This window comes from Peteryoungia wuzhouensis (assembly GCF_003205195.1).
Taxonomy (GTDB): Bacteria; Pseudomonadota; Alphaproteobacteria; order Rhizobiales; family Rhizobiaceae; genus Allorhizobium; species Allorhizobium wuzhouense.
In genome coordinates, this window is record NZ_QJRY01000005.1 from 107,488 (window position 1) to 129,183 (window position 21,696).

The following is a 21,696-nucleotide window of genomic DNA, read 5'->3' on the forward strand; positions in this document are numbered from 1 at the left end:
TTGAAATCTCAATTGACTCAGGCCCTCATCCTTTCTGGGACAATGTTGCCGTCGGAAGGTGAGGTCAAACGGAAGCCAAGAAGCAGGCTCTGAAGGGTGGCACTTTCGCTGGCCAAGGCTGCGCCAGCAGCGTTCATCTCTTCCACCATGGCCGCGTTCTGTTGTGTCGATTGATCCAGATGGTTCACCGCGACATTGACCTGCGAAAGACCGACTGCCTGTTCCTGGGCTGCAATGGCGATGGCATCCACGTGGCTTGCGGCTTCCTGCACGAGCTCGTCGATTTCGGCCAGTCCGGTACCGGTCTCGGAGACCAGTTCGACGCCCTGGCGAACAGCCAGTTCAGAATTACCGATCAGTCCTGAGATTTCCCGGGCTGCCTGTGCCGAACGTTGTGCCAGCTCCCGGACTTCCTGCGCAACCACGGCAAACCCTTTGCCGGCCTCGCCGGCGCGGGCTGCCTCGACGCCCGCATTGAGAGCGAGCAGGTTTGTCTGGAAGGCAATCTGGTCGATCACATCGATAATTTGGCTGATCTGGCTCGATGCCTGCTCGATCTTGTCCATCGCTGCCACGGCGTTTCGCACCACTTCACCGGATCGGTTTGCCCTTTCGCGTGCGCTCTTTGTTACGCTGCGGGCCAAATCTGAGCGTCTAGACGTGGCCGTCACATTGGCTGTGATCTGTTCGAGTGCCGCGGCCGTCTCTTCAAGCGAGGCGGCCTGCTGCTCGGTGCGCCTCGACAGGTCATCCGATGCTGAAGAAACTTCGGATGCTCCGCCGGTGACGGTCTTGACCGATTGGCCAACACCAACCAACGCTCGCCGCAACTGCACCACCGAGCGATTGAAGTCATGGCGAAGGTCTTCGAACTGCGGTGCGAAGGCTTCGTTCACCTCGCAAAGAAGGTCGCCAGCAGCAAGTTTCCTCAAGGCCTGGGCCAGCGTTCCCGTCGCCTTGTTCACACGCGCTTCGGCCTCTGCCTCTGCTGCGATTTGCATGTCAACTCGGTCCCGTTCGGCCTGTTCGCGCGCACGCTCTGCCTCAAGCTCCAGTTCGCGATTGCGGATGGCGGCAAGTCTAAAGACTTCCACCGCTTTGACCATGTCTCCGACTTCGTCCTTACGGTCGGCAGATTGCCCGGTAGGTTCGAGGTAACCCTCCGCCAATCTGCGCATTGAATTGACGAGTGCCTTCAGAGGACGGCTGATGGTTCCTGCCAGGAACATCGACAAGGTAAAGACCAGAATGGCCCCGACGATGCAAAGGATCAAAACCGTTCCAAGGCGAGTGAATGCGGCTGCGGCGATGGCGCGTGCCTCGCTGGCGAGACGTTCGAGGCTTGCCGTTTCCAGAGCCTTCATTGCGTCAATGCGCTGACTGGCGGCTGTAAACCAGCGATCAGCACTCAAATCACTGACCGCTGTTGAACCAATCCCAATCAAGGTCGACCGCGTGGCTTCGATCTCCTGCGACGCTGGAATGGATAGCTGCGAAGCGTAGGCGGATTGCCATTCCTTCTGTTGCAGGGCGAGGAAATTATCGATCAACGCATTCTGCGCGCCGGCCATGCGGGCAAAGGGAGCGATACGCTCGGGGTCAATGTTGCCTGAGGTGATGAAGGCGTTGCCGGTTGCGCGTTCCTGGCCTGCGATCTCCTTTGCCTGCATGAGCAGGTTATAGCCGATCATTTCGGCCGCGATCCTCGACCCGACACCCTGGAGGGACAGTTCCGAGGCGAGGCCCGAGAGCTCACCGATCAGGCCGCTATAGAAGTCGAAGGACTGTTTTCCGGTGAAGGACAGATTGTCTATAGATCGTCTGGTGTCGGCGAGGCTTTTCAATGTGTCCTGTACGAAGCTCCAGCGACGGTTAAGCTCCGCGTTTTCGAATTCCGCCAAGGCATCAGAGAGATCTGGCAATTTTGCCAGAGCCGCATCCGTCGACTGACGCGCCGTCACAAGCGGTTGCTTGTCCGTGCTGCCCTTTGATCCGATGTATCCAGCGCTGTGTCCCCGCTCTCCTTGAAGGACGTGGATCAGCTCGCCCATCGCCGCGATGTTCTCGCTCACTTTGACGACGGTCTGCATCTGCCGGTAGGAACCCCACGAGCTTAGAAACTCCATCGAGGCAAGGGTGAGTGCTGCAACCAGGGGGATCATGATCGCTAGCCAGAGGCGTTTGCTGATCGAAAAGTCGGTGATGCGCATCTTACAGGTTGTCCTGAGCTGGGGCATCATGCCGAATATCGTAACATCATGATACGATGTGATTTTAGCGAGAATTGAGGTGATGAGGTAAAAACCCGCCTAACGCATTCTGGCTCGGTTTGACGAATGCCAAGCGTCGAACAAATAAACCTCAGCGTGCGTCAATCCAACGCAGGTTTGATGGGGATTTGAAGCGCGAACTGCACATTTACGCGCAAACTCCAGGCGCAATTGAGCGGATGGCATGGAGGGGCCGATCATCGTCTGTCGCCTGTGTATCGAGGATCAAGTGACAGCAGCCGGTCCATGAGATAGGCGACCGTCTCGGGTCCGGCGCAGCCACTGATCACGCATTCATGCATGTCGCAGACGGTGTCACAGACACGCTCACGCCGCGATCTAAAGACGACCGGAGGAACAAACCTGTCGCGGTCTATGCCTCGGTCCGGCTTCTGGCTCTTCAACATGATTCCTCATCTTCAATAGATTTGTTTTAGAGGGTCCCGCCGGTAAAGCGTGGAAAGAGGACTTCATTTTCCAGATGCATGTGCTGGACCAGATCGTCGGCGAATTTCTTCGCCCCTGCGTAAAGCGCATGCCATGAATTGCATGCGCCGTCCGGCAGATGAAATCCGCCTGTCACGTGCTCGAGTTCTGCCAGATGCCCGGCCTCTACGTCATGTTCGTGGCGCATCTGTTCGATGGGTCTCGTCAGAGCTTGATGGTCGCCGCGTTCCATGAGCGGGAAGAGCATGAGCTCCTCGCGATGCATGTGGCTGTGTAGGTCGCTCTGGATGCGCTCGAGCAGATTTGCCAGGCCGATCGGTGCATCGGGGTGGTCGCCATGCACCCGCTCGACCTTTGCCGCAAGCGGGATCAGCGAGATGAGTTCTGCGCGGTGGGTGTCGTGGTAGCGTGTTCTGAGGTGCTTGATCAGATCGGCAGTTCCATCCGGTGCTTCTGTCGAGGCGGCGTCGACAAGGCCCTGCAATTCGTCCACCAGGGTTTCCGGCGAGAGTCCTGCGGCTTCAGCCGCAACCTCGATGCTATCTGAGCCACCGCAGCAGAAACTGATGGCGTGACGGCGGAAAAGTGCGGCTGCACCGGGGAGGGAGGTCGCGATCTTTCCGACCGTCTGGCTTGCGTCAAGTTCCATCGAGTTCACCTTGCTTTGCGCTTCAATGCGTTATCGCTGTGGTGCCGACTATGGTGAGGAATGCAGATCCGGTCGTTGCGCTTTCGCAAACAAGATGTGCTCGCACTCCCTCGCGCGTTATGGCGCATGGGCATTGTTTTTCGCCCGCGATACCCAGCCAGCTCCCTCTCGCCCGTGATGAAAGCCGTTGGAGAACTTGGCTTTGGGATAAGTATGCCCGATCAGTTCGATGGCCTCTTGGGGTTCCATGCTGCCCGACAGCGTTTCCTGGAAGATGGCGGCGATGCGCGCCATGTCGCAGTCCTGTGGTGAGAGACGGAAGGCATTGACCCCGGCCTCTTGCAAGTCCTTCAGTTCGCTGAGCAGGAGTTGGCACGTATGCGACATTGTCTGCACGCCATTGAGCACCAGGAATGACTGGCGATCGAGTGTCCTGATTGACAGGCCGTCCGGCTCCTCGCCACAGACGAACTGGCAGTTGTCCTTGATCCTGCCCTTGGAACGGGCATGGGCGCAGCGGGCCGATATGGCAAGCGGCATGCGACCGAATACCATCACTTCGAGAGCCACATCCGGCGCGTCGGCGGCGATCCTGGCGATCGAGCTAAAGGGAAGTTCCGGCGGAAGACAGATACGGTCTGCCCCGCGCTGTGCCAGCAAGCGCGCGGTTGGGCCATTATAGACATTGACCAAGGGGCCGACGAGGTGTTGGCGGCCCTTGATCAGGCCGATGGCGGAGAGGTCGTTTACCTCGATGGGGTAGTCCGACGTCTCGATCAGCTCATTCACGATCCGACTTTCTCGCTCCAAGGTGATTAGCGCCAGCGAGGAAAAGGCCACCGATTTTCCCGCCCGTTCCAGGCGCTCCACCACGTCTGCCAAGTATGGCTCGATGAAATGCTGCCGTTTGGAGCAGACAGTCTCGCCGAGGATAATGTGATCCACGGGCGCTTCGTCTGCGATCTGATAATAGAAATCCCGCCATTTCGGGCCGTCCCAGAGATAGTATACAGGGCCCAGTGTCAGTTCAGTCATGCTTATCTCCAGCGCTTCTCATAGGCGCCGACCGTGGTCTTCTGCCCTTCGCTCAGCGCCCTCAGCCGGGTCAACAATGGGCCACGTCCCGAGGGGGCGGTTGCGAGCACTTGGCGCAGCGTTGACACGACTTCGGCCACATAGGCTTTGCCGCGCTGGCGTCCTTCGATTTTCAAGGCGGAGACGCCGGCATCCTTCAAGGCTTCGATTTCGCCCATGACATCGAGGGACACGGGGTCTTCGAAGGCGTAGCCACGCGCATCGCCGATGTCGAAGCGTCCCTTGCACAGTGTGGGATAGCCGGCGGCCTCCCCATGGCTGAACCGGTTGATCGTATAAGTGCCGAGCTCCGACACCATGTCGGAGCCGTCCTGTCGGTACCGCACATGGCTCGCCGGGGAGCAGACGCCGTTCATATTAGGCGATTTGCCGGTGGCGTAGGAGGAGAGCGAGCAGCGTCCCTCGGCCATGACGCAAAGCCCGCCGAAAACAAAGACCTCGATCTCGCATTTGACCTTGCGACCAATGCGGGCAATGTCGCCGATCGTCAGCGTTCTCGGCAAGACGACCCGTTTTGCGTCGAAGGCTTCGACGAGAAAATTGATGGCTTCGGGATTGGAAGCAGACGCCTGAACCGAGACATGCAAGCGCTGCTCTGGATAGTGTTCCCGGACATGGGCCATGAGGCCGAAATCGGCCAGGATCAGCGCATCGGCACCGAGCCTTACCGCGTCGGCCGCTGCGCTATACCAGATCTCTTCGTCGCCAGCCCGCATGAAGGTGTTGAGGGCGACAAATGTCATGCAGCCTTTCTTACGGGCATAGATAATTGCGTCGTCCAGTTCGTCCCGGCTGAAATTGAGGCCGGGAAAATTGCGGGCATTGGTCTCGTCGCGGAAGCCGCAATAGACCGCATCAGCGCCTGCATCGACGGCTTCACGAAAGGCGGCTGGCGTTCCCGCCGGACAGATCAGTTCCATCACTGGATCCCCTTGAGCGACCGGCTTCGGATTTCCACGGCCAGCCTGTGAACGATGGGCGCGGCCGGTCCCCCGATCCGCGCGAGATCACGCGGAAGGTCGATATCGCAGTCATCGAGTGCGTTTCTCATCGCAAGCATGGCCTCCATGTCCCCGATCACCTTCAGGTCGCGGGAAAAGAACAGCGCATCGGCATCGCAGCGCCCCTCAAGGAGCGCCAGCAGCATGACCAGCGGGGCCTCGACACCTGCATCCGCCGTGAAGGTCTCGTCTTTGCGCACCACCTTGAGACGAGGCAGGTCGGGCTCGATCAGGAAGACGAGGGGCAGATCAGTCGGGGCAAACGAAAAGCGGCAGCTTTTGTATGTGCCAAGGCGCTCGAACATATCGCCATGAGCTAGGAGCAGGAGCTTGAAGAGGCGACTTGCCACGAGCTCAATTGATACGAGCGGCATGAGCGGCACGGCTTTCAGCGGGAGAGCCAGAATGGATGTTATCTGCATTGCGCCAATTTGAGTGGTTTGAACCGGCGCAAACCTATGGGAACGGCCGACAATCCAGATTGCTCCAGCGCAAAGACGCAACCGAATTCACAGGTCATAGCGGTCCGCATGACACAGAACGCACCGCCTCGTCGCTACGACGGTCTTCAAGCTTTCATGACCGAACTGGAAAGGCAGGGACGGCTTCTCCGCGTCGCGCAGCCGGTGAGCCTTGTCCATGAGGTAACCGAAATCCACAGGCGCGTCCTGGCAGAGGGAGGCCCGGCCTTGCTCTTTGAGCGCCCGGTCCGGTCGGACGGTGCAGTGTCAGAGATACCGCTGCTTGCCAATCTGTTCGGCACGCGCGAGCGGATCGAACTTGGCTATGGCATCCCTGTCGGCAAGATCGGCGATCTCGCGGACCTTCTGGCCGAATTGCGCGAACCGAGGCCGCCGGCGTCGCTCCGGGATGCCCTGAAGAAACTGCCTGTGCTTCGCTCCGCCATGGCGCTGGGATGCCGCAGGGTCTCTCACGCCGAATGCCAGGATATCGTGTTTGAAGACGAGGCCGTTGATCTCAACCGACTGCCGATCCAGTGGTGCTGGCCCGGCGAACCGGCACCGCTGATCACCTGGGGGCTTGTCGTCACCGCATCGCCCTCCGACCCCAGGGATGTCAATGTCGGCGTCTACCGGCTGCAAGCGCTGGATCGCAAGCGATTGATCACGCGCTGGCTTGCCCATCGTGGTGCTGCAAAACACTTCCGGCAGTGGCAGGCGGTGGGGCAGGATATGCCCATTGCGGTCGTGATCGGCGCTGATCCACAAACAATCCTCTCCGCCGTCATGCCGCTGCCGGAGACAATGAGCGAGCTTTCGTTCGCCGGTGTGCTCAGAGGAAAGCGCGCCCATGTGGTGCGGGCGCTCACCCAGCCCCTTGATATTCCAGCCACTGCAGAAATCGTTCTGGAGGGGACCGTTTCGATCGCGGACACCGCACTTGAGGGTCCCTATGGCGACCACACGGGCTACTACAATTCCGTCGAGCCGTTTCCCGTCATGACCTTGAGGGCGATGACGATGCGGCAGGATCCTGTTTACCTCTCGACCTTCACCGGCCGTCCACCAGACGAGCCTTCGGTGCTTGGAGAAGCGATGAATGCCCTCTTCCTTCCCATCGTCAAGCGCCAGTTTCCCGAGATCATTGATCTCTATCTGCCTCCAGAAGCCTGCTCCTACCGGGCGATCGTCGTCTCGATCGACAAGCGCTATCCAGGGCAAGCGCGTCGGATCATGCTCGGGCTTTGGTCGATGCTGCCGCAATTCAGCTATACCAAGCTCATCATCGTGGTCGATGCCGATGTTGACGTCAGAAACTGGAGCGATGTCATCTGGGCGCTTTCCACGCGGTTCGACGCCTCCCGCGATCTGGTGGTGGTGGATAACACACCCATCGACTACCTCGATTTTGCCTCTCCCAAGCCTGGGCTCGGTGGAAAGCTCGGTCTCGATGCCACCAACAAGCTTGGCGCAGAAACCGATCGGGAATGGGGCCGCGTGCTGCAAATGACGCCGGAGGTCTCGGCGCGCGTTGATGCGATCTGGCGCGAACTTGGACTTGGATCCCTCAAGACAAGGGAAGGTGAGCCATGATGAGGCGTGTCATTCTCGGCATGTCCGGTGCTTCGGGGGCGGCGATCGGTCTTCAGGTCGGCCGGCTCCTGGCGGCCATGGATGATGTTGAACTGCATCTCGTCGTCACGTCAGCAGCGCGCCGGACAATCGCATATGAGGCGGGCAACGAGGCGCTGGGGCGGCTAATCGGGCTCGCCGCTCATTTCCATGCGGAAAGCGATATCGGTGCATCGATTGCCAGCGGATCGTTCCGCACGGCCGGTATGATCGTCGCCCCTTGTTCGATGCGGTCTCTTGCAGCGATCTCGACCGGGATCACAGACAATCTTCTCATTCGCGCCGCCGATGTGCAGCTCAAAGAGCGTCGCAGGCTGGTTCTCCTTGCCCGCGAAACGCCGCTTCACCTCGGGCACCTGCGCAACATGGTGGCGGTGACCGAGATGGGGGCCGTGGTGATGCCGCCGGTCCCCTCTTTCTACCGCAATCCAGCGAGCGTGGAGGATCTCGTCGCCCATATTGCGGCTCGTGCCGTGGATCTGCTCGGGTTGACGGATGCACCCTTGATACCGGAGTGGAGAGGGTGAGGGCGCTCATGGCTCCCTCCTATCCCTTTCGCGCTATCAACGGCATGTAGAAGACCACGTAACCCAGGAATGCCACGATCCAGGCAAGGCCTGCGATCGGCAATAGCAGCATGGTGTGCTGCGGCCAAATTGCGACCAGGATCCTCAGCAGTGCCGAGAGGATGATTGGTGCATAGATGAACCAGGTTGTTGAGTGCGGGGACGTTAAAGCCTGGCCCGTATGGCCTCTCGTGGCGCGGGTCATCACCGCCAGCGTCACGACCCCGACCCCACCTGTCGTCCAGGCATGGATGCCTGCCGAAGCGAAGCCGGAGTGGTCCAACAGCATTGACAGGCCGGTCAGCAAAAAGCCTAAGGGAATGAAGAGATAGCCGACATGCAGGATCGTCACGAGGGGCTCCCCGAGCGTGCGCTCGGGGCACCATCTTGCCTGTCGCACGAGATGAGCAAGGCTGGCGACAAGCATCAGCAGCCCCGTGGGAAACCGGAGGCTTTCAAAACCGCCGCCGACAGCGATCCACATCGCCAGTGAAAAGCTTCCAAGGATCATGACGGCGAGATCGAAAGGGGCGAAATTCTGCGGCAGCCGCCCTGGATTGTTCGCCTTCAGCCAGTTGCCGGTAAATGCCGGAATAATGCGCCCTGCGACCAGGGAGATCAGGATGAGGATCGCAGACAGCGCCAGACGGTCGGCCATTTCGACGCGACCGTAGCGCTCGATCTCGTGATGGAAAAACATCTGAGCGGCGCTCAGGAGCGCGAGAACGGCGACTATCTTGTAGTTGCGTCGGTTCGAGGCAGTAACAAGTTCTTTCAGAACAAAGATGGCGAGCACTGGCAGGAAGGCCAGCGCAACGAGTGTCGCGCCAAGCATGCCGGTCCATTCTGAAAAACTGATCGTCAGCCGCCCGGCGATCCAGAGAAGAAACAGCGCCAGAAGCGGTATGCCCTTCAAACCGGGCCTGCCGGTCCAGTTCGGCACGGCGGTGAGAAGAAACCCTGCTATCACGGCCGGGACAAAGCCGAAGAGAAGCTCGTGCTGGTGCCAGGCAACCGGGGGCAAGAGGGTCGGAACATGCAGGAAGCCGAGGAACCACGGGACCCAGATAGCGATGGAGGCGGCGGCCAAAAGCGCGCTGCCCGGAAAGAACAGGCGGAAGCCTCCAGTTAGGAGACGCTGTGGGATGGACGGGTCTGGAAGGATGGTCATGTCAGCACCTTTCCTGATCGACCGTTTCCGGTGACCAGAGCAGAGGAATATAGGCCTTGGCCCAAAGGAGAAATGAGAGCGAATACAGCGCAGAGGTCAGACCGTAAGCGCCGAAGGGCAGGGAGAGGGACGGCGCGAATTCCGGGAGGACCCGGAGAAGCACCGACAGGACCAGAAGCTGGATCGCCATCCGGGTTGTCTTCGAAAAGCGCAGCGGTTGACCGGTATGGAGCAGGCCTGCAATCGAGAGAACCTGCAGCACACCAAGACCCAATCCCCCCATCAACGCCAGATGCAGTCCGCCCAGCCAGGGCAAAGGCAGGTCAATGAGCGAGAGGCCGCAGACAAGAAGGCCGGTGCCGGCCAGCGCACTCGACAGCCAAAGACCGCCAAGTTCGAAGGAAAAGCCTTCGCGCCCCACAAACCCCTCGGCGACCCGATCGAGAAAGGCCGCACCGGCAGCCAACATCAGATAGCCGCGCACGGCGTCCGAGAGCGTGGCTGCCTCTGCCACGATCACCAGCATGGTCAAACCCGCTGAGAGATGGACCCGGCCCGGATGCGGTCTGTAAGGGGAGGTCTTTTCCGTCGGATCAAGGATCAGGTTGGTCACTGGGACGGTGATGCGGGCAAGGGCGAGACCCAGCAGGCCTAGAAGCGAGAGCCCAAGAATTCTGATTGCGCGGTCCGACAGGTCGTAGGCTTCCAGGGCCATCGCGATCCGCAGTAGAGCCGCGGCCGCCGCAAAGGTGGTGACGAACAGGATGAAACCCAGGAGGCCGGTGCTTTTCTTGATCCAGGACAGGCGTAGCGCATAGGTAAGCAGGAACAGCATCCACGCCTGATCGAATACGAGGCCAAGCAGCCATCCGTTCTCGACTGCGAAGAAGCCCAACAAGCGGGCACCGGCCCAAAGACCTGCAGCCAAGAACAGGGGGCGTCCACTGAGGCGTTGCGTGTCCGTCCATTCCGGTAGGGCAGAGGTCAGGAAGCCTAAAAGCGCGCCTCCGAAGGAGCCGACCAGCATTTCCTGGGCGTGCCAGTGGCGGGGAAGGGAGGAAACGGCAAAAGGTAGATCGAGAGACCAAACCACGACCCAAAGAAAGGGCCACAGCGCCGCATGCAAGGCGGCAAGTGGAAACATCAGTCTGAGGCCTTCGGTGGACATGGCCCTGGCAAGATCGGCCGAGGGAAGCATGCGTATGGCTGGAAGCACACTCATGCCAGCCTCCGCTCGTCATGTTCTTCAACGACGGCAAACAGCGGATGATCGGAAATGAGCCTTCGTGCCGTCTCGAAAATCATCTCTTCGCTGCGGTTTCCGGGCCTCTCGGGAACGGTGACGCAGTCAAGTATTCCTTGGCCGTGACGATCGAGAACCGCGATCCGGTGGCAGATCCGCAGCGCTTCATGGATGTCATGGGTAATGAAGAGCCCGCCCTTGCCGTTATCTAGGACCGTGGCGACAACGAGATCCTGCATTCGTCGTCGCAAGGCGGCGTCGAGCGCAGTGAAGGGCTCGTCGAAATAGAGGAAATCGGGTTCACCGACAAGCGCGCGGGCAAGCGCCGTGCGCTGGCGCATGCCGCCCGACAACTGCGATGGAAACTTGTGCCAATCGCTTTCCTCCAGGGCCACCTGATGACAGGCCGCTGCAATTTTCGCCCTTCGCTCGGACCGCGCGAATGGGAGGCCAGATAGGCCGAGCGCCACGTTTGCCTCGACCGTCGCCCATGGGAGGAGGCGCGGTTCCTGAAAGACGAAAGCGCAGCGTGAATAACCTCGAGCGACTTCGCCGTGGCGGGGGATAATCAGCCCGGCGGCGATCTGGGCAAGCGTGCTCTTGCCGCAACCGGATGGTCCGACCAGCGCGACCATTTCCCCTTGTACGACATCAAAGCTGACCTGTTCGAGGACGGCGCGGCCGAGATAGACGTGCCCCACGGCTTTGAGCTGGAGGAGGGTCATCGGCGCACGCCCCAGGGTTGGGCGGCTTCCCGCCATGCCTCGGCTTCGGCGCGCAGAGGCTGAACAATTCCATATTCGACACTGATCAGCGCAATGACCGACAGGAGGATCCACGCAAGAGCTGCTTCCACATCGAGTGCGGAACGGGCATTGGCGAGCGCGCCTCCTATACCGCCGGCATTGGCCAGCAACTCGGCCATGACTGCTGCCTTGAAAGCCGTGCCCAGTGCCATGACCAAAGCAGGAAATACCGCATGAAGCATTTGCCGTAGGGATATCTGAAACAAGCGGGCCAGCCACGACAGGCCGGCCATGCGAGCCATGTCTTCCAACGACCGGTCGCGTGTCTGGATGCCCTCGGCTGCACCCACAAAGACAAGCGGCAAGGCGGCGATAGCTGTGGTGGCAATAACCGTTCCTGCCCCTATGCCGAACCAGATCATCAGAAGGACGATCCAGGCGATTGGCGGGACGCCGATCAGCAAGGTTACCTGCGGACGCGCAATCCTCATGATCGCGGGATGGTATCCGGCCACCACGCCTGCCATCGTTCCGAACACGGCGGCGAGTGAAAAGCCGGCGAGCGCCCTCAGGCTCGTTGACCGCACCAACACACGGTTGTCGGGATCTGCCGCCAGCTTGAACAGGGTCTGGATAGTCTCGGCCGGTGCAGGCAACACGAAGCTGCCATAGGCTTCGGCTCCGAGCTGCCAAACGGCGGCAAAGACGGCAAGGCCGCTGAGACCCGCCCAGCCGGACCAGAGGAAGCGCGCCAGCCTCCCAGCACGATAAGCCACGCCCATGATGATCCCGCCCTACAGATAGAGTGACGCGTCCGGCATGCGACCGCCCACCATTTCGGGATGCCTCTGTGCCACGGCTTTGAGCAGGGTCTCGATCGATCCGCGCGCGTCACGCGCGGCAATGGCGACGAGGTTCGAATAAGGGATCGATGCCTCCAGCACAGGCCATGGGAGTTCAAGGGCCGATGCGGCCTGGCTCGCGGCCGCTGCAGGATTGGCGTTCACCTCGACTGCTGCCCGCGCAAGTCCTGCAAGAAGAGCGTTCGCCTGTTCCGGATGATCGTCCAGGAAGCTTTGCGTCAGGGCGAGACCTGCCTGGGGCATGACCGGCGTACTTGCGGTGACCGTACCCCATTCATTCTGCATGTCGATGACGCGGTGAAGCGCCTGACCACCTGTACTGGCCTTGAAGATGGCGGCAGAGACTGCCGGTTCGGGTAGGAGCGCCGTGTCGATACGCCCTGCGAGCAGCATCTGCACGGCTTCGATCGGCGTGCCGGCCCGCTCTACCTTGACCTTGCCGGTCATTCGATGGTGGGCAAGCGCCGCATCGAAGACAAGTTCCGGCGTGTCATTGGGAAATGGCACGGTTACACTTTGACCTTCGAGATCGGCGAAAGCCGCGATCTTATCGTTGCGCGACACTATATAGAGAAGGCCATTGGTCATTACGCTGGCCAGTTTCAGGCCAAGACCGCGCGTATGGAGGTTTGCCGCCGCCGTTGTCGGCATGACTACGGCTGTCATGGATCCGGACGACAGGCCAGCCCGCATTTCATCGGGCGTGCGCCAGACCCTAAACTCCACCCTATCTGCGACGTTGCGCAGCAGGCTTTTGCCAACCGCATAGGTGAGCGTTATCGATGGTCCGGCAGGAGGACCGTAAAGGACGAGCTGGTCAAGCGAAGAAGCGCGTGCTCGCTTATTGAGGAAGGGGAGGGCGAGGGTCGTGGCAATGCCAGCGCACAAAGTACGGCGGGTTGGTGCATAGCCCAGGGTGTCGGCTTCAATGATCCTCGTCTTGCTGACCTGTTTCATGGTGTTGGGCAATCCGCTCTACGAAAAATTGATTTATTTACTCATATTATCGCCGTCTGCGCGCGGGATGTTTGACGCAGAGCAAGGAACGCGTGGAATTGCCGGCTGGAATCGTTCTCAGATGTCGAGCGCGAGCATGGGATCCACGCCAAACAGTGCGGCGTGACCTCCCGCGAGTAGCCAGAGTGTGACAATCAGCGTCATGGCAAGCGCGACGACCAGATGTCCATCCAGACGCCGCTTCGCGCGTCCTGAAAACAGGGCGATCAACGGAAATATCGATGTTGAGTTCTCGAGTGGCGACCAGTTATTCCCCAACCTGCGTCTCGCGCGCTTTTCCGTGACACCGATACCCACAGCAGAAAACAGACCGAGCCCGCCGAAGACGAGCAGCGATCTGGTGTCGCCGTTTGCCGCGACATGGCCCACAGACCAGAGGAGAAAACCCCATAGAACCGGATGGCGCGTAATTGCCGTTATCGCGCCAGGCACAGGACCCGTCATAAAGCTGACAGATGCCGGGTTGGGGCTGATAAGGCCTGCGGTGACCAGAAACAGCCCGAGTGGCGACAACACGAGATTGGCAAGGGCACGACTGGAATCCGGCCCCCAGATCTCAACGTACTCGGTGCTCCAGGCCGCATGCAGGACCCATATCAGGAGTGCCACGGATGTTGTCGAATAGACCAGGAGGTAGAGCCGCAATCCAAGCGCTGCGGTCAATCTGCCACGGATGGTTGGCATGGCCGGCAACGAATGCAACAACAGGAATGCTGCGAGCGCAAGAACGACTTGGGTCATGTCGGGAACGCCTGCATATAGGGTTCCACGTTTAGGAGCTGCTGCAGCAGCATCTGCTCCGCAGTGATATGGCGCCGGACAGCGTCCTGAAAACCGCGAACCATATAGGCCACCGTGTCCAGGTTTAGTTTGCATCGCTTGTGAGCGACAGCGGCTAAAGTAAGGGATAGCTCACGGGCCGCGCGGCGGTCCACACGATGTTCGGACTTGACCTGATCGAGAAGAAGGGAGCCGAAGCAGGAGCCGGCATGCAGCTCGAGGTCGGGATAGAGCGTTTGCTCCTCTAAAGTATGGGCGGCGGCGACCAGCGGTTCGATGTGCTTGGCAACCTTCTGGAGACCACGGGGAATCTCACCTGTGTCAAGGTTTGCCGCCAGTTCCTCCAGCTTCAAGCAGAGAATGAGAAGATCGCGGTGCTTGTCCTCAAGCGCCGTGACCTCGGTTGCCGTCAGACTGGATCTGGTCGTTTCCATTCGTGTCTCCCTACTGACCGAAAAACAGGATGACACCAATGACCAGCGAAGCCAGGACGGCGGCAAGCGTGCCTCCGCCCTGGAGTACGCCCATGCGCTTCAGCATCAGGGCAAAGCCCACGATGACAGGTGTCGCAACGACAAGGCCGATCTGTGCATCCGTCATTTCAGTCATTCCCTTCTGTTGTGGACGTACTCTGCCTTGTCTTTCGTCAGTCTTCTTTGCGCTCCCACAAAGAGCGCTTCGGATTTTTCTCTAGAAACGATCCCGACCAACGGGAGATGTGACCATGGCCATGCAAACGAGCCTCCAGGACGAGGCAAAGGACGACCACGTGCTGCTCTGGATCCTGGTGTGGAGCGAGCTGATCGCTTTTGGCATCCTGATCTTTGGCTTCCTCGTCGTCTCGACCTTCGATGCCCAAGCCTTCGAACTGGCGCGTCTGCATTTAAGGCCGGGGACCGCCGGCGCGAACACGCTTATCCTGCTGGTCAGCGGCTACTTCGTCGCCGTGGCGATGCGAAATCGGCTTGAACTTCAGGCGGTGAAACGGCCGTTAACCATTGCTGCCCTGCTTGGCTTCTGCTTCGTAGCGGTCAAGCTCTTCGAATATTGGGGTGAGGTTCGCTACGCCCACGATGCGACGCTCGATACCTTCTTCGAGCTCTATTTCATCATTACCGGCTTTCATCTCCTGCATGTCTTCTTCGGCGCCATTGCGCTTCTTCTCGTCGCCTGGCGCCCGGCACGGGAGAACCTGATTCTGATCGCCACACTCTGGCACGTGATCGACCTCGTCTGGTTGGTCATCTTTCCCATTCTCTATCTCGCGTGAGGCTTCCCATGACCCGCAGACAGCACGAGGAATTGGTGGGTGTGCTCGCCATGCTGACGACCTTCGCGATTGGCGGCGCAATTGTTGCGGCGCTCGCTGGTCCAACGATCGTACCGATTGCCGCAGTTCTTGGGATTGCCTTTGTAAAGGGACGGCTTGTGGTTCTCGACTTCCTCGAACTCAGGGGCGGGCATCACCCAATGCGGATCGCGCTCATCTGCTGGTTAAGCATCATTCTGATCGCCGCACTGTCTCGGTCGCTGGTGGTCCTTCTGTTGGGATGAACATTCGCGCCGTTGCTTGCCAAAGCGCAAAGAACAACTCCGATCACTCTCTATGAAAAGAACATCCCGCAGAGCCGGCGAGGGGATCGCCGGAGCGTTCGAGGCGGGGAAACCAGGTCGGGCCTTTCCAGCCCGGCAGACGGAAGGACAAAGGCATGGCAGAGCGCCTGACCAAGACCGGAGCGCGCAACGTCTTCTACGGCGGCTCCGTATTCTTTTTTGCGATTTTCGTGGGGCTCACGGCCCACAGCCACTACTACATCCGCACAACCTCGACCGACGAGGCGACGCTCACCGACAGCGTCGCCCGCGGCAAACATGTCTGGGAAAAGAACGCCTGCATCAACTGCCACACGCTTCTGGGGGAGGGTGCCTATTTTGCACCTGAGCTCGGCAATGTCTGGACCCGGTGGGGCGGCAAGGATGATCGGGATGGCGCGCGCGAAACACTGCGCGCCTGGATGGCCTCGCAGCCCTCCGGCATCGAAGGCCGACGGCAGATGCCGCAATTCAATTTGACCGACGACGAGATCAACGATCTCGCCGACTTCCTCGAATGGACCAGCAAGATCAAGACGCAGAACTGGCCGCCGAACGAGGCGGGCTGAGCCCTTCGTGATCCAAGGAGATCTATCATGAAATATCAAAGCCAGAAGGTCGCGATGCTGTATTTCTACGGCGCGCTCGGCCTCTTCCTCGCACAGGTTCTCTTCGGCGTGCTGGCAGGCACGATCTATGTCTTGCCGAACACGCTGTCCGAACTCGTCCCCTTCAACATCGTGCGCATGATCCACACCAACGCCCTGATCGTCTGGTTGCTCATGGGCTTCATGGGCGCGACCTACTATCTGCTGCCTGAAGAGGCGGAGACAGAGCTCTACAGCCCGAAGCTCGCAATCGCGCAGTTCTGGATCTTCCTGATCGCTGCTGCTGCCGCCGTCGTCGGTTATCTCTTCGGCATTCATGAGGGACGCGAGTTTCTCGAGCAGCCCTTCATCATCAAGGTCGGCATTGTCATCGTCGCCTTGATGCTGCTGTTCAACGTCACCATGACATCGCTCAAAGGTCGCAAGACCGTCGTCACCAACATCCTGATCTTCGGGCTCTGGGGCGTCGCGATCTTCTTCCTCTTCGCCTTCTACAACCCGGCCAACCTGGCGCTCGACAAGATGTACTGGTGGTATGTCGTCCACCTCTGGGTCGAGGGCGTCTGGGAGCTGATCATGGCCTCCGTGCTCGCTTTCCTGATGATCAAGCTCAACGGCATCGACCGCGAGGTCGTCGAGAAGTGGCTCTATGTCATCATCGGTCTGGCGCTGTTCTCCGGTATCCTCGGCACGGGCCATCATTATTACTGGATCGGTGCGCCGGGCTACTGGCAGTGGATCGGTTCGCTCTTCTCGACGCTCGAAGTCGCCCCCTTCTTCACCATGGTGATCTTCACCTTCGTCATGACCTGGAAGGCCGGCCGCAAGCATCCGAACAAGGCGGCACTCCTGTGGTCGCTCGGCTGCTCGGTGATGGCCTTCTTCGGGGCCGGTGTCTGGGGCTTCCTGCACACGCTGTCGTCGGTAAACTACTACACCCACGGTACGCAGGTGACCGCAGCTCACGGACATCTCGCCTTCTTCGGCGCCTATGTCATGCTGAACCTCGCGATCATGGCCTATGCCATTCCCGAGATGCGCGGACGTCAGCCCTATAACCAGTGGCTGTCCATCGCGAGCTTCTGGATGATGTGCACGGCCATGTCGGTCATGACCTTCGCGCTCACCTTTGCCGGTGTCCTGCAGGTCCATCTGCAGCGCGTGCTTGGCGAAAGCTACATGGACGTCCAGGACCAGTTGGCCCTGTTCTATTGGGTGCGCCTCGGCTCGGGCGCCGTCGTCCTGGTCTCCGCCCTGATGTTCGTCTGGGCCGTGCTGATACCCGGCAAGGAAAAAGAGCCTGCCTTCGGCAGTTACATCGAGCCTGCCGAGTGACTGAGCGGCCCGCTGCTTAAACGGCGGCGGGGCCTTTCCAAACTTCTGAAGGATCAGCACCATGAATCTCATCGCCCGCAACATTCAGCCTGAAATCCCGGCCTATTCTCCAGCCGGCAACGAATGCGCCCTGTTCGAAACAGCCTGGACACGGCAACTGCCGCTGCTCCTCAAAGGTCCGACGGGCTGCGGCAAGACCCGTTTCGTCAGCCATATGGCACAGAAGCTCGATCTGCCGCTGACCACCGTCTCGTGCCACGACGATCTGGCCGCTGCCGATCTCACCGGCCGCTTCCTGCTCAAGGGCGGAGAGACGGTCTGGGTCGACGGACCGCTGACCCGGGCGGTCCGGGACGGTGGCGTCTGCTATCTCGACGAGGTGGTCGAGGCGCGCAAGGATGTCGCCGTGGTCCTCCATCCGCTCACCGACGACCGGCGTATCCTGCCTCTGGAACGCACCGGCGAAGAACTCGCGGCGCCGCCGGCCTTCATGCTGGTCGTGTCCTACAATCCCGGCTACCAGAGCCTGCTCAAGGCGCTGAAGCCCTCGACCCGCCAGCGTTTCGTCGCCATTGAATTCGACTTCCTGCCCAAGGCGCGGGAAATCGAGGTTGTCTCGGCCGAAAGCGGATTGCCCGCTGTCACGGTCGAGCCCCTCGTTGAACTCGCCAGACGGCTGCGCGCACTGAAAGGTCATGACCTGGAGGAAGGCGTCTCGACGCGCCTCCTCGTCTATTGCGCCAGCCTGATCGATGCCGGTCTGTCTCCGCGTGACGCCGTTCGCGCCGCCATGATCGAGCCGCTGACCGACGAACCCGACGTGCGCACTGCCCTTCTCGAACTGGCAAAGGCGGTCATCCGCTAGGAGAATGTCATGCTGGACTTTCTGGAGCTCGAGGAAACGGTCGGGCGCGCCTGGCACAGGCTCGCTGGCGATACCCGCACTTGGCCGCGTTACCCAAACGCTGCCGTCATGCTGGAAGAGGTGCTTCCGGTGCTTTCCGTCTGTTTTCGCGGCTTCGGCGGCGAAAGGACCGTGCAACTGGTCCCCGCACGGGGCAAGACCTCGCAACACCGGCTGAAGCTGCGCCAGCGCATGGGGCTCGGCGAGGAAAAGCTCATCCACCCGGCGCGGGACGAAGCAAGCGTGATGTTGCCCCCGGTCCTCGACCTGATGCCGGAGCAGGCGCTCAACCGCGATCTCTATATCTGGCTGGCGGCTGCCATGGCCGTCATGCCGCTTCAGCCAATCACCGAAATCGATCCGCTTAAGGCAGATTTCGCCATGCTGGAGGCGGCGTCGGTGCTTGAAGAGCGGGTGTTGAAGGCTTTTCCTGGTCTCATTGATTGCTATCGCCGGCTTTGCCTCGCCCTTCTGTCGGAGCGCCGGCGTGGCTCTCTGCCAAGGGTCGAGGGGTTGCTGGAGGATCGTATCATCGATCTCCTGCGCCGTGGTGTCGGGCTTGCCCCGCTTTCGGCGGGGGATGATATGCCGGGGAGGGCGCCTCTAGGCTATCTGCCGATGTTGCCCGTGCCGCTTTGGCCGCAAGCCGTCGTCCGGGAAGAATGGGCTGATCGCCAGTACACGGACCAGCCGGTCGGCGCCAGTCAGGCGGATGCACAAGCCGCTGGCCGCTATGTCGCGACGCGCGAAAAGGATTCTGCCGCCAAGGGCGAGCGCAGCCCCTTCATCCTCAACCGCTTCGAAAAGATCCTCGCCATGGCCGAAATGGCCAATGTCGATCGTCCCGCCGATGACAGCGACGATCACGATGCGTCGGCTGCCGATGAACTCGACGAGATGGTGCTTGGCGAACGCAAGGGCCGACCTGCGGCGAATTTCCGCTTCGACCTCGACCTGCCGCCGGAAGCGCTCATTCATTCTGCCATCGAAGCTGAAACGACCTATCCGGAATGGGACTATAGGCACGGGGTCTATCTCAAGGACCACTGCCGGGTCATTGCCGGCCCGGCATCCGATGAAGGCCTTTCGCCTGGCCCGTCGCCGGAGATGAAGGCGCTGGTTCGCCGAGTGCGGCGACAGTTTGAGGCGATGCGCCCGCGCCACGAGATGCTGCGCGCGCAGGTAGACGGTGCCGATCTCGATCTCGACGCTGTGGTCCGCAGCCGTACCGAACTGGCCGCGAGCGGTGAATGTTCGGACCGTATCCATCTGGCAAGCCGGCCGCAGGCCCATGATCTCGCCGTCACGTTGCTGGTCGACGTATCGCTGTCGACTGACGCCTGGTTCAACGACCGCCGGGTACTTGATGTCGAGAAGGAGGCCCTTCTGGTGCTGGCCGAGGGGCTTGCCGCCTGTGGTGACATGCATTCCATCCTCAGCTTCACGTCGAGGCGCAGGGGCTGGGTGCGTGTCGAGACAATCAAGGACTTTGACGAGCCGATGAGCGCGCATGTGCGCCATCGCATCGCCGCGCTCAAGCCCGGCTACTATACCCGCATGGGAGCGGCACTCCGCCATGCGACGGCCAAGCTTGCGGAGCGCCCCAACAGAAAGCACCTGCTGCTCGTTCTGACCGACGGCAAGCCGAACGATGTCGATCACTACGAGGGCCGTTTTGCGCTTGAAGATACCCGCCGGGCAGTGACCGAGGCGCGCCGCCGCGGCATCCATGTCTTCGGCGTGACCGTCGACCAGGATGCCAAGACCTACGTGCCCGCCGTGTTCGGCCATCACGGCTATGCCGTCGTACCCGATATCCGGCGCCTGCCGGCAGCCCTGCCGCAGATCTACCGCGCGCTCGTTCGCTGATCCGCGATCGCGCAAAGGGAAAGCCCGGACCGAGCGATCGGTCCGGGCTTTCTCGTTTCACCGTTTTGGCTCAGGCCGCAGTGGCGTGTGTTCTGTCCGTTTCACCGAGATAGGCATCGAAGCACGAAGCCACCGTTCTCACCAGGAACCTGTGCTGCGTATCGACACTCAGCAGATCCCCACGCCAGCTAACGATACCTTCCTCCAACAACGTCTTCAGTGGCAGATTGGCTTTGCCGATGCTGTCGTCTGGAAGTTCGAAACCTTCCGGCATGGCTCCAAAATCGACCTGGAAGTCGCACATCAGCCGCTCGATGATCCAGGCACGGACGCGGTCTTCTCGGGTGAGACGATAGCCTTTCGACGTCGCCAGTTCACCGGATGAGATGGCATTTGCATAACGTCCGATCGCGACGTCGTTTTGCGCGTAGCCTTCGTCAAGGCGTCCGATCGCCGAGGATCCAAACCCGATGAGTGTCGAGGCGTCATCGGTCGTATATCCCTGGAAATTGCGGCGCAGTGCTTTGCGATCGGCCGCGATCGAAAGCGAATCCTCCGGAAGGGCAAAATGATCGAGGCCGATGCGGCGATATCCGGCTTGACACAGCGTTGCCGCGATTGCCTCTGCCTGGGCATGCCGCTCATGAGCATCGCCAAGGGCTGCCGCATCGATCAGGCGCTGATGCTTCTTGAAGTTCGGAACATGGGCGTAGCCGAACACGGCGAAGCGTTCGGGACGCATGGCGGCCGCCATCTTCGCAGTTTCAATCGCGGAGTCGACGGTCTGATGCGGCAAACCATAGATGAGGTCGAAGTTGACGCTTCTGGCTCCTGCCTTGCGCAGGTTTGAAAGGGCTGTTGCCGTCTGTTCTGCCGACTGGATGCGATTGATCGCCTTTTGAACCTTGGGATCGAAGCTCTGTACGCCGAGGCTCGCCCGGGTCATTCTTGCTTCGCCGAGTGCTACAGACATATCGACGGTCAGCGTTCTCGGGTCGATTTCCACCGCAAGCTCTGTCGTGCTCCCGGTGCCAAAGGCTGCGGCAAGCGTGGCAGCCAGATCTCGGAATTCCTGCGGCGTCATGATGGTGGGCGTGCCGCCGCCGAAGTGAATGTCGCTGACGTCCTGCCGCCGTCCGATGGCCCTCGCCACCAGTCTGATTTCCTGTTTCAGCACGGTCAGGTAGTCGAGGATCGGTGCATCCTTCTGGGTAATCGTCGTGTGGCAGCCGCAATACCAGCACATGGAGCGGCAGAAGGGCACATGCAGGTAAAGGGAGACCGGATCGTTTTCCGGCACGGCGGCCAGCCAGTCGCGATAGGTGCCCGCACCTATGCTGGGCGAAAAGCGGGGCGCCGTCGGATAGCTCGTGTAACGGGGCAGGCGGCTTTCGCCATAACGGCGGATAATCTCTGAGTTCATCATATCGCTCCGGTTTTGTGCCG

General features: G+C 60.4%; 22 protein-coding genes. 8 read left to right on the forward strand and 14 right to left on the reverse strand.

All coding sequences use genetic code 11. The features are described 5' to 3' along the window. Nucleotides 1-17: 17 nt before the first annotated feature. From DMY87_RS24185 to ubiT, 5 genes are all read right to left on the reverse strand, one after another. Entirely contained in the window at nucleotides 18-2,210 is a 2,193-nt protein-coding gene (locus DMY87_RS24185; protein ID WP_165826242.1) for a methyl-accepting chemotaxis protein, read from the reverse strand. A 493-nt stretch (nucleotides 2,211-2,703) separates the two neighbouring features. Continuing rightward, entirely contained in the window at nucleotides 2,704-3,375 is a 672-nt protein-coding gene (ric, locus tag DMY87_RS14445; protein ID WP_425353502.1) for an iron-sulfur cluster repair di-iron protein, read from the reverse strand. A 108-nt stretch (nucleotides 3,376-3,483) separates the two neighbouring features. Continuing rightward, on the reverse strand, nucleotides 3,484-4,401 hold the full coding sequence (gene ubiV / locus DMY87_RS14450) for a ubiquinone anaerobic biosynthesis protein UbiV (RefSeq protein WP_110792338.1): 918 nt from the start codon (nucleotides 4,399-4,401) through the stop codon (nucleotides 3,484-3,486). Nucleotides 4,402-4,403: 2 nt separating this feature from the next. After that, nucleotides 4,404-5,381 (reverse strand): ubiquinone anaerobic biosynthesis protein UbiU, encoded by a 978-nt coding sequence (gene ubiU, locus DMY87_RS14455; RefSeq protein WP_110792339.1) that lies wholly within the window; start codon nucleotides 5,379-5,381, stop codon nucleotides 4,404-4,406. Beyond that, a complete protein-coding gene (gene ubiT, locus DMY87_RS14460; protein WP_110792340.1) occupies nucleotides 5,381-5,884 on the reverse strand; it encodes a ubiquinone anaerobic biosynthesis accessory factor UbiT in 504 nt (167 codons plus the stop codon). Before ubiT ends, ubiU begins: the two co-directional genes overlap by 1 nt. 108 nt (nucleotides 5,885-5,992) lie before the next feature. On the opposite strand from ubiT, the gene DMY87_RS14465 reads away from it, so the two are divergent. Then, entirely contained in the window at nucleotides 5,993-7,516 is a 1,524-nt protein-coding gene (locus DMY87_RS14465; protein WP_110792595.1) for a UbiD family decarboxylase, read from the forward strand. Continuing rightward, complete coding sequence (locus DMY87_RS14470) at nucleotides 7,513-8,082, forward strand: UbiX family flavin prenyltransferase (RefSeq protein ID WP_110792341.1); 570 nt, start codon at nucleotides 7,513-7,515, stop codon at nucleotides 8,080-8,082. Before DMY87_RS14465 ends, DMY87_RS14470 begins: the two co-directional genes overlap by 4 nt. A 19-nt stretch (nucleotides 8,083-8,101) precedes the next feature. Here the strand turns inward: DMY87_RS14470 and DMY87_RS14475 are convergent, their stop codons facing one another. The 8 genes from DMY87_RS14475 to DMY87_RS14510 form a co-directional block, all read right to left on the reverse strand. Next, on the reverse strand, nucleotides 8,102-9,292 hold the full coding sequence (locus DMY87_RS14475) for an NnrS family protein (protein ID WP_110792342.1): 1,191 nt from the start codon (nucleotides 9,290-9,292) through the stop codon (nucleotides 8,102-8,104). Nucleotide 9,293: 1 nt separating this feature from the next. Further along, nucleotides 9,294-10,514, reverse strand: coding sequence for an NnrS family protein (locus tag DMY87_RS14480; RefSeq protein WP_205908170.1), 1,221 nt, complete (start codon nucleotides 10,512-10,514; stop codon nucleotides 9,294-9,296). Next, nucleotides 10,511-11,260, reverse strand: coding sequence for an ABC transporter ATP-binding protein (locus DMY87_RS14485; protein ID WP_110792343.1), 750 nt, complete (start codon nucleotides 11,258-11,260; stop codon nucleotides 10,511-10,513). Before DMY87_RS14485 ends, DMY87_RS14480 begins: the two co-directional genes overlap by 4 nt. Beyond that, nucleotides 11,257-12,057 carry an ABC transporter permease gene (locus tag DMY87_RS14490; RefSeq protein ID WP_425353503.1) on the reverse strand — a complete coding sequence of 267 codons (801 nt, stop codon included), beginning with the start codon at nucleotides 12,055-12,057 and terminating at the stop codon, nucleotides 11,257-11,259. The genes DMY87_RS14485 and DMY87_RS14490 overlap by 4 nt, the downstream gene beginning before the upstream one ends. Before the next feature lie 18 nt (nucleotides 12,058-12,075). After that, nucleotides 12,076-13,101 (reverse strand): ABC transporter substrate-binding protein, encoded by a 1,026-nt coding sequence (locus DMY87_RS14495; protein ID WP_110792345.1) that lies wholly within the window; start codon nucleotides 13,099-13,101, stop codon nucleotides 12,076-12,078. A 117-nt stretch (nucleotides 13,102-13,218) separates the two neighbouring features. After that, nucleotides 13,219-13,902 (reverse strand): NnrU family protein, encoded by a 684-nt coding sequence (locus tag DMY87_RS14500; protein ID WP_110792346.1) that lies wholly within the window; start codon nucleotides 13,900-13,902, stop codon nucleotides 13,219-13,221. Beyond that, nucleotides 13,899-14,375, reverse strand: coding sequence for a hemerythrin domain-containing protein (locus DMY87_RS14505; protein ID WP_110792347.1), 477 nt, complete (start codon nucleotides 14,373-14,375; stop codon nucleotides 13,899-13,901). Before DMY87_RS14505 ends, DMY87_RS14500 begins: the two co-directional genes overlap by 4 nt. 10 nt (nucleotides 14,376-14,385) lie before the next feature. After that, nucleotides 14,386-14,541 carry a hypothetical protein gene (locus DMY87_RS14510; RefSeq protein WP_110792597.1) on the reverse strand — a complete coding sequence of 52 codons (156 nt, stop codon included), beginning with the start codon at nucleotides 14,539-14,541 and terminating at the stop codon, nucleotides 14,386-14,388. Nucleotides 14,542-14,665: 124 nt separating this feature from the next. Between DMY87_RS14510 and DMY87_RS14515 the strand changes: the two genes are divergently transcribed. The 6 genes from DMY87_RS14515 to DMY87_RS14540 all read left to right on the forward strand — a co-directional run bounded on the left by DMY87_RS14515 (nucleotide 14,666) and on the right by DMY87_RS14540 (nucleotide 20,250). Further along, nucleotides 14,666-15,211, forward strand: a complete 546-nt coding sequence (locus tag DMY87_RS14515) for a cytochrome c oxidase subunit 3 (protein WP_110792348.1) — start codon at nucleotides 14,666-14,668, stop codon at nucleotides 15,209-15,211. A gap of 8 nt (nucleotides 15,212-15,219) precedes the next feature. Next, nucleotides 15,220-15,495, forward strand: coding sequence for a cytochrome C oxidase subunit IV family protein (locus DMY87_RS14520; RefSeq protein WP_110792349.1), 276 nt, complete (start codon nucleotides 15,220-15,222; stop codon nucleotides 15,493-15,495). A 155-nt stretch (nucleotides 15,496-15,650) separates the two neighbouring features. After that, nucleotides 15,651-16,103, forward strand: a complete 453-nt coding sequence (locus DMY87_RS14525) for a c-type cytochrome (RefSeq protein WP_110792350.1) — start codon at nucleotides 15,651-15,653, stop codon at nucleotides 16,101-16,103. Nucleotides 16,104-16,130: 27 nt separating this feature from the next. Beyond that, nucleotides 16,131-17,477, forward strand: a complete 1,347-nt coding sequence (locus DMY87_RS14530) for a nitric-oxide reductase large subunit (RefSeq protein WP_110792351.1) — start codon at nucleotides 16,131-16,133, stop codon at nucleotides 17,475-17,477. Between the two features lie 61 nt (nucleotides 17,478-17,538). Continuing rightward, nucleotides 17,539-18,342, forward strand: coding sequence for a CbbQ/NirQ/NorQ/GpvN family protein (locus tag DMY87_RS14535; protein ID WP_110792352.1), 804 nt, complete (start codon nucleotides 17,539-17,541; stop codon nucleotides 18,340-18,342). A 9-nt stretch (nucleotides 18,343-18,351) separates the two neighbouring features. Further along, the gene (locus DMY87_RS14540; RefSeq protein ID WP_110792353.1) at nucleotides 18,352-20,250 is read left to right on the forward strand and encodes a nitric oxide reductase activation protein NorD; all 1,899 of its coding nucleotides are present in this window, start codon (nucleotides 18,352-18,354) and stop codon (nucleotides 20,248-20,250) included. Nucleotides 20,251-20,320: 70 nt separating this feature from the next. On the opposite strand, the gene hemN is transcribed toward DMY87_RS14540, so the two are convergent. Then, nucleotides 20,321-21,673 (reverse strand): oxygen-independent coproporphyrinogen III oxidase, encoded by a 1,353-nt coding sequence (hemN, locus tag DMY87_RS14545; RefSeq protein WP_110792598.1) that lies wholly within the window; start codon nucleotides 21,671-21,673, stop codon nucleotides 20,321-20,323. Nucleotides 21,674-21,696: the final 23 nt, after the last annotated feature.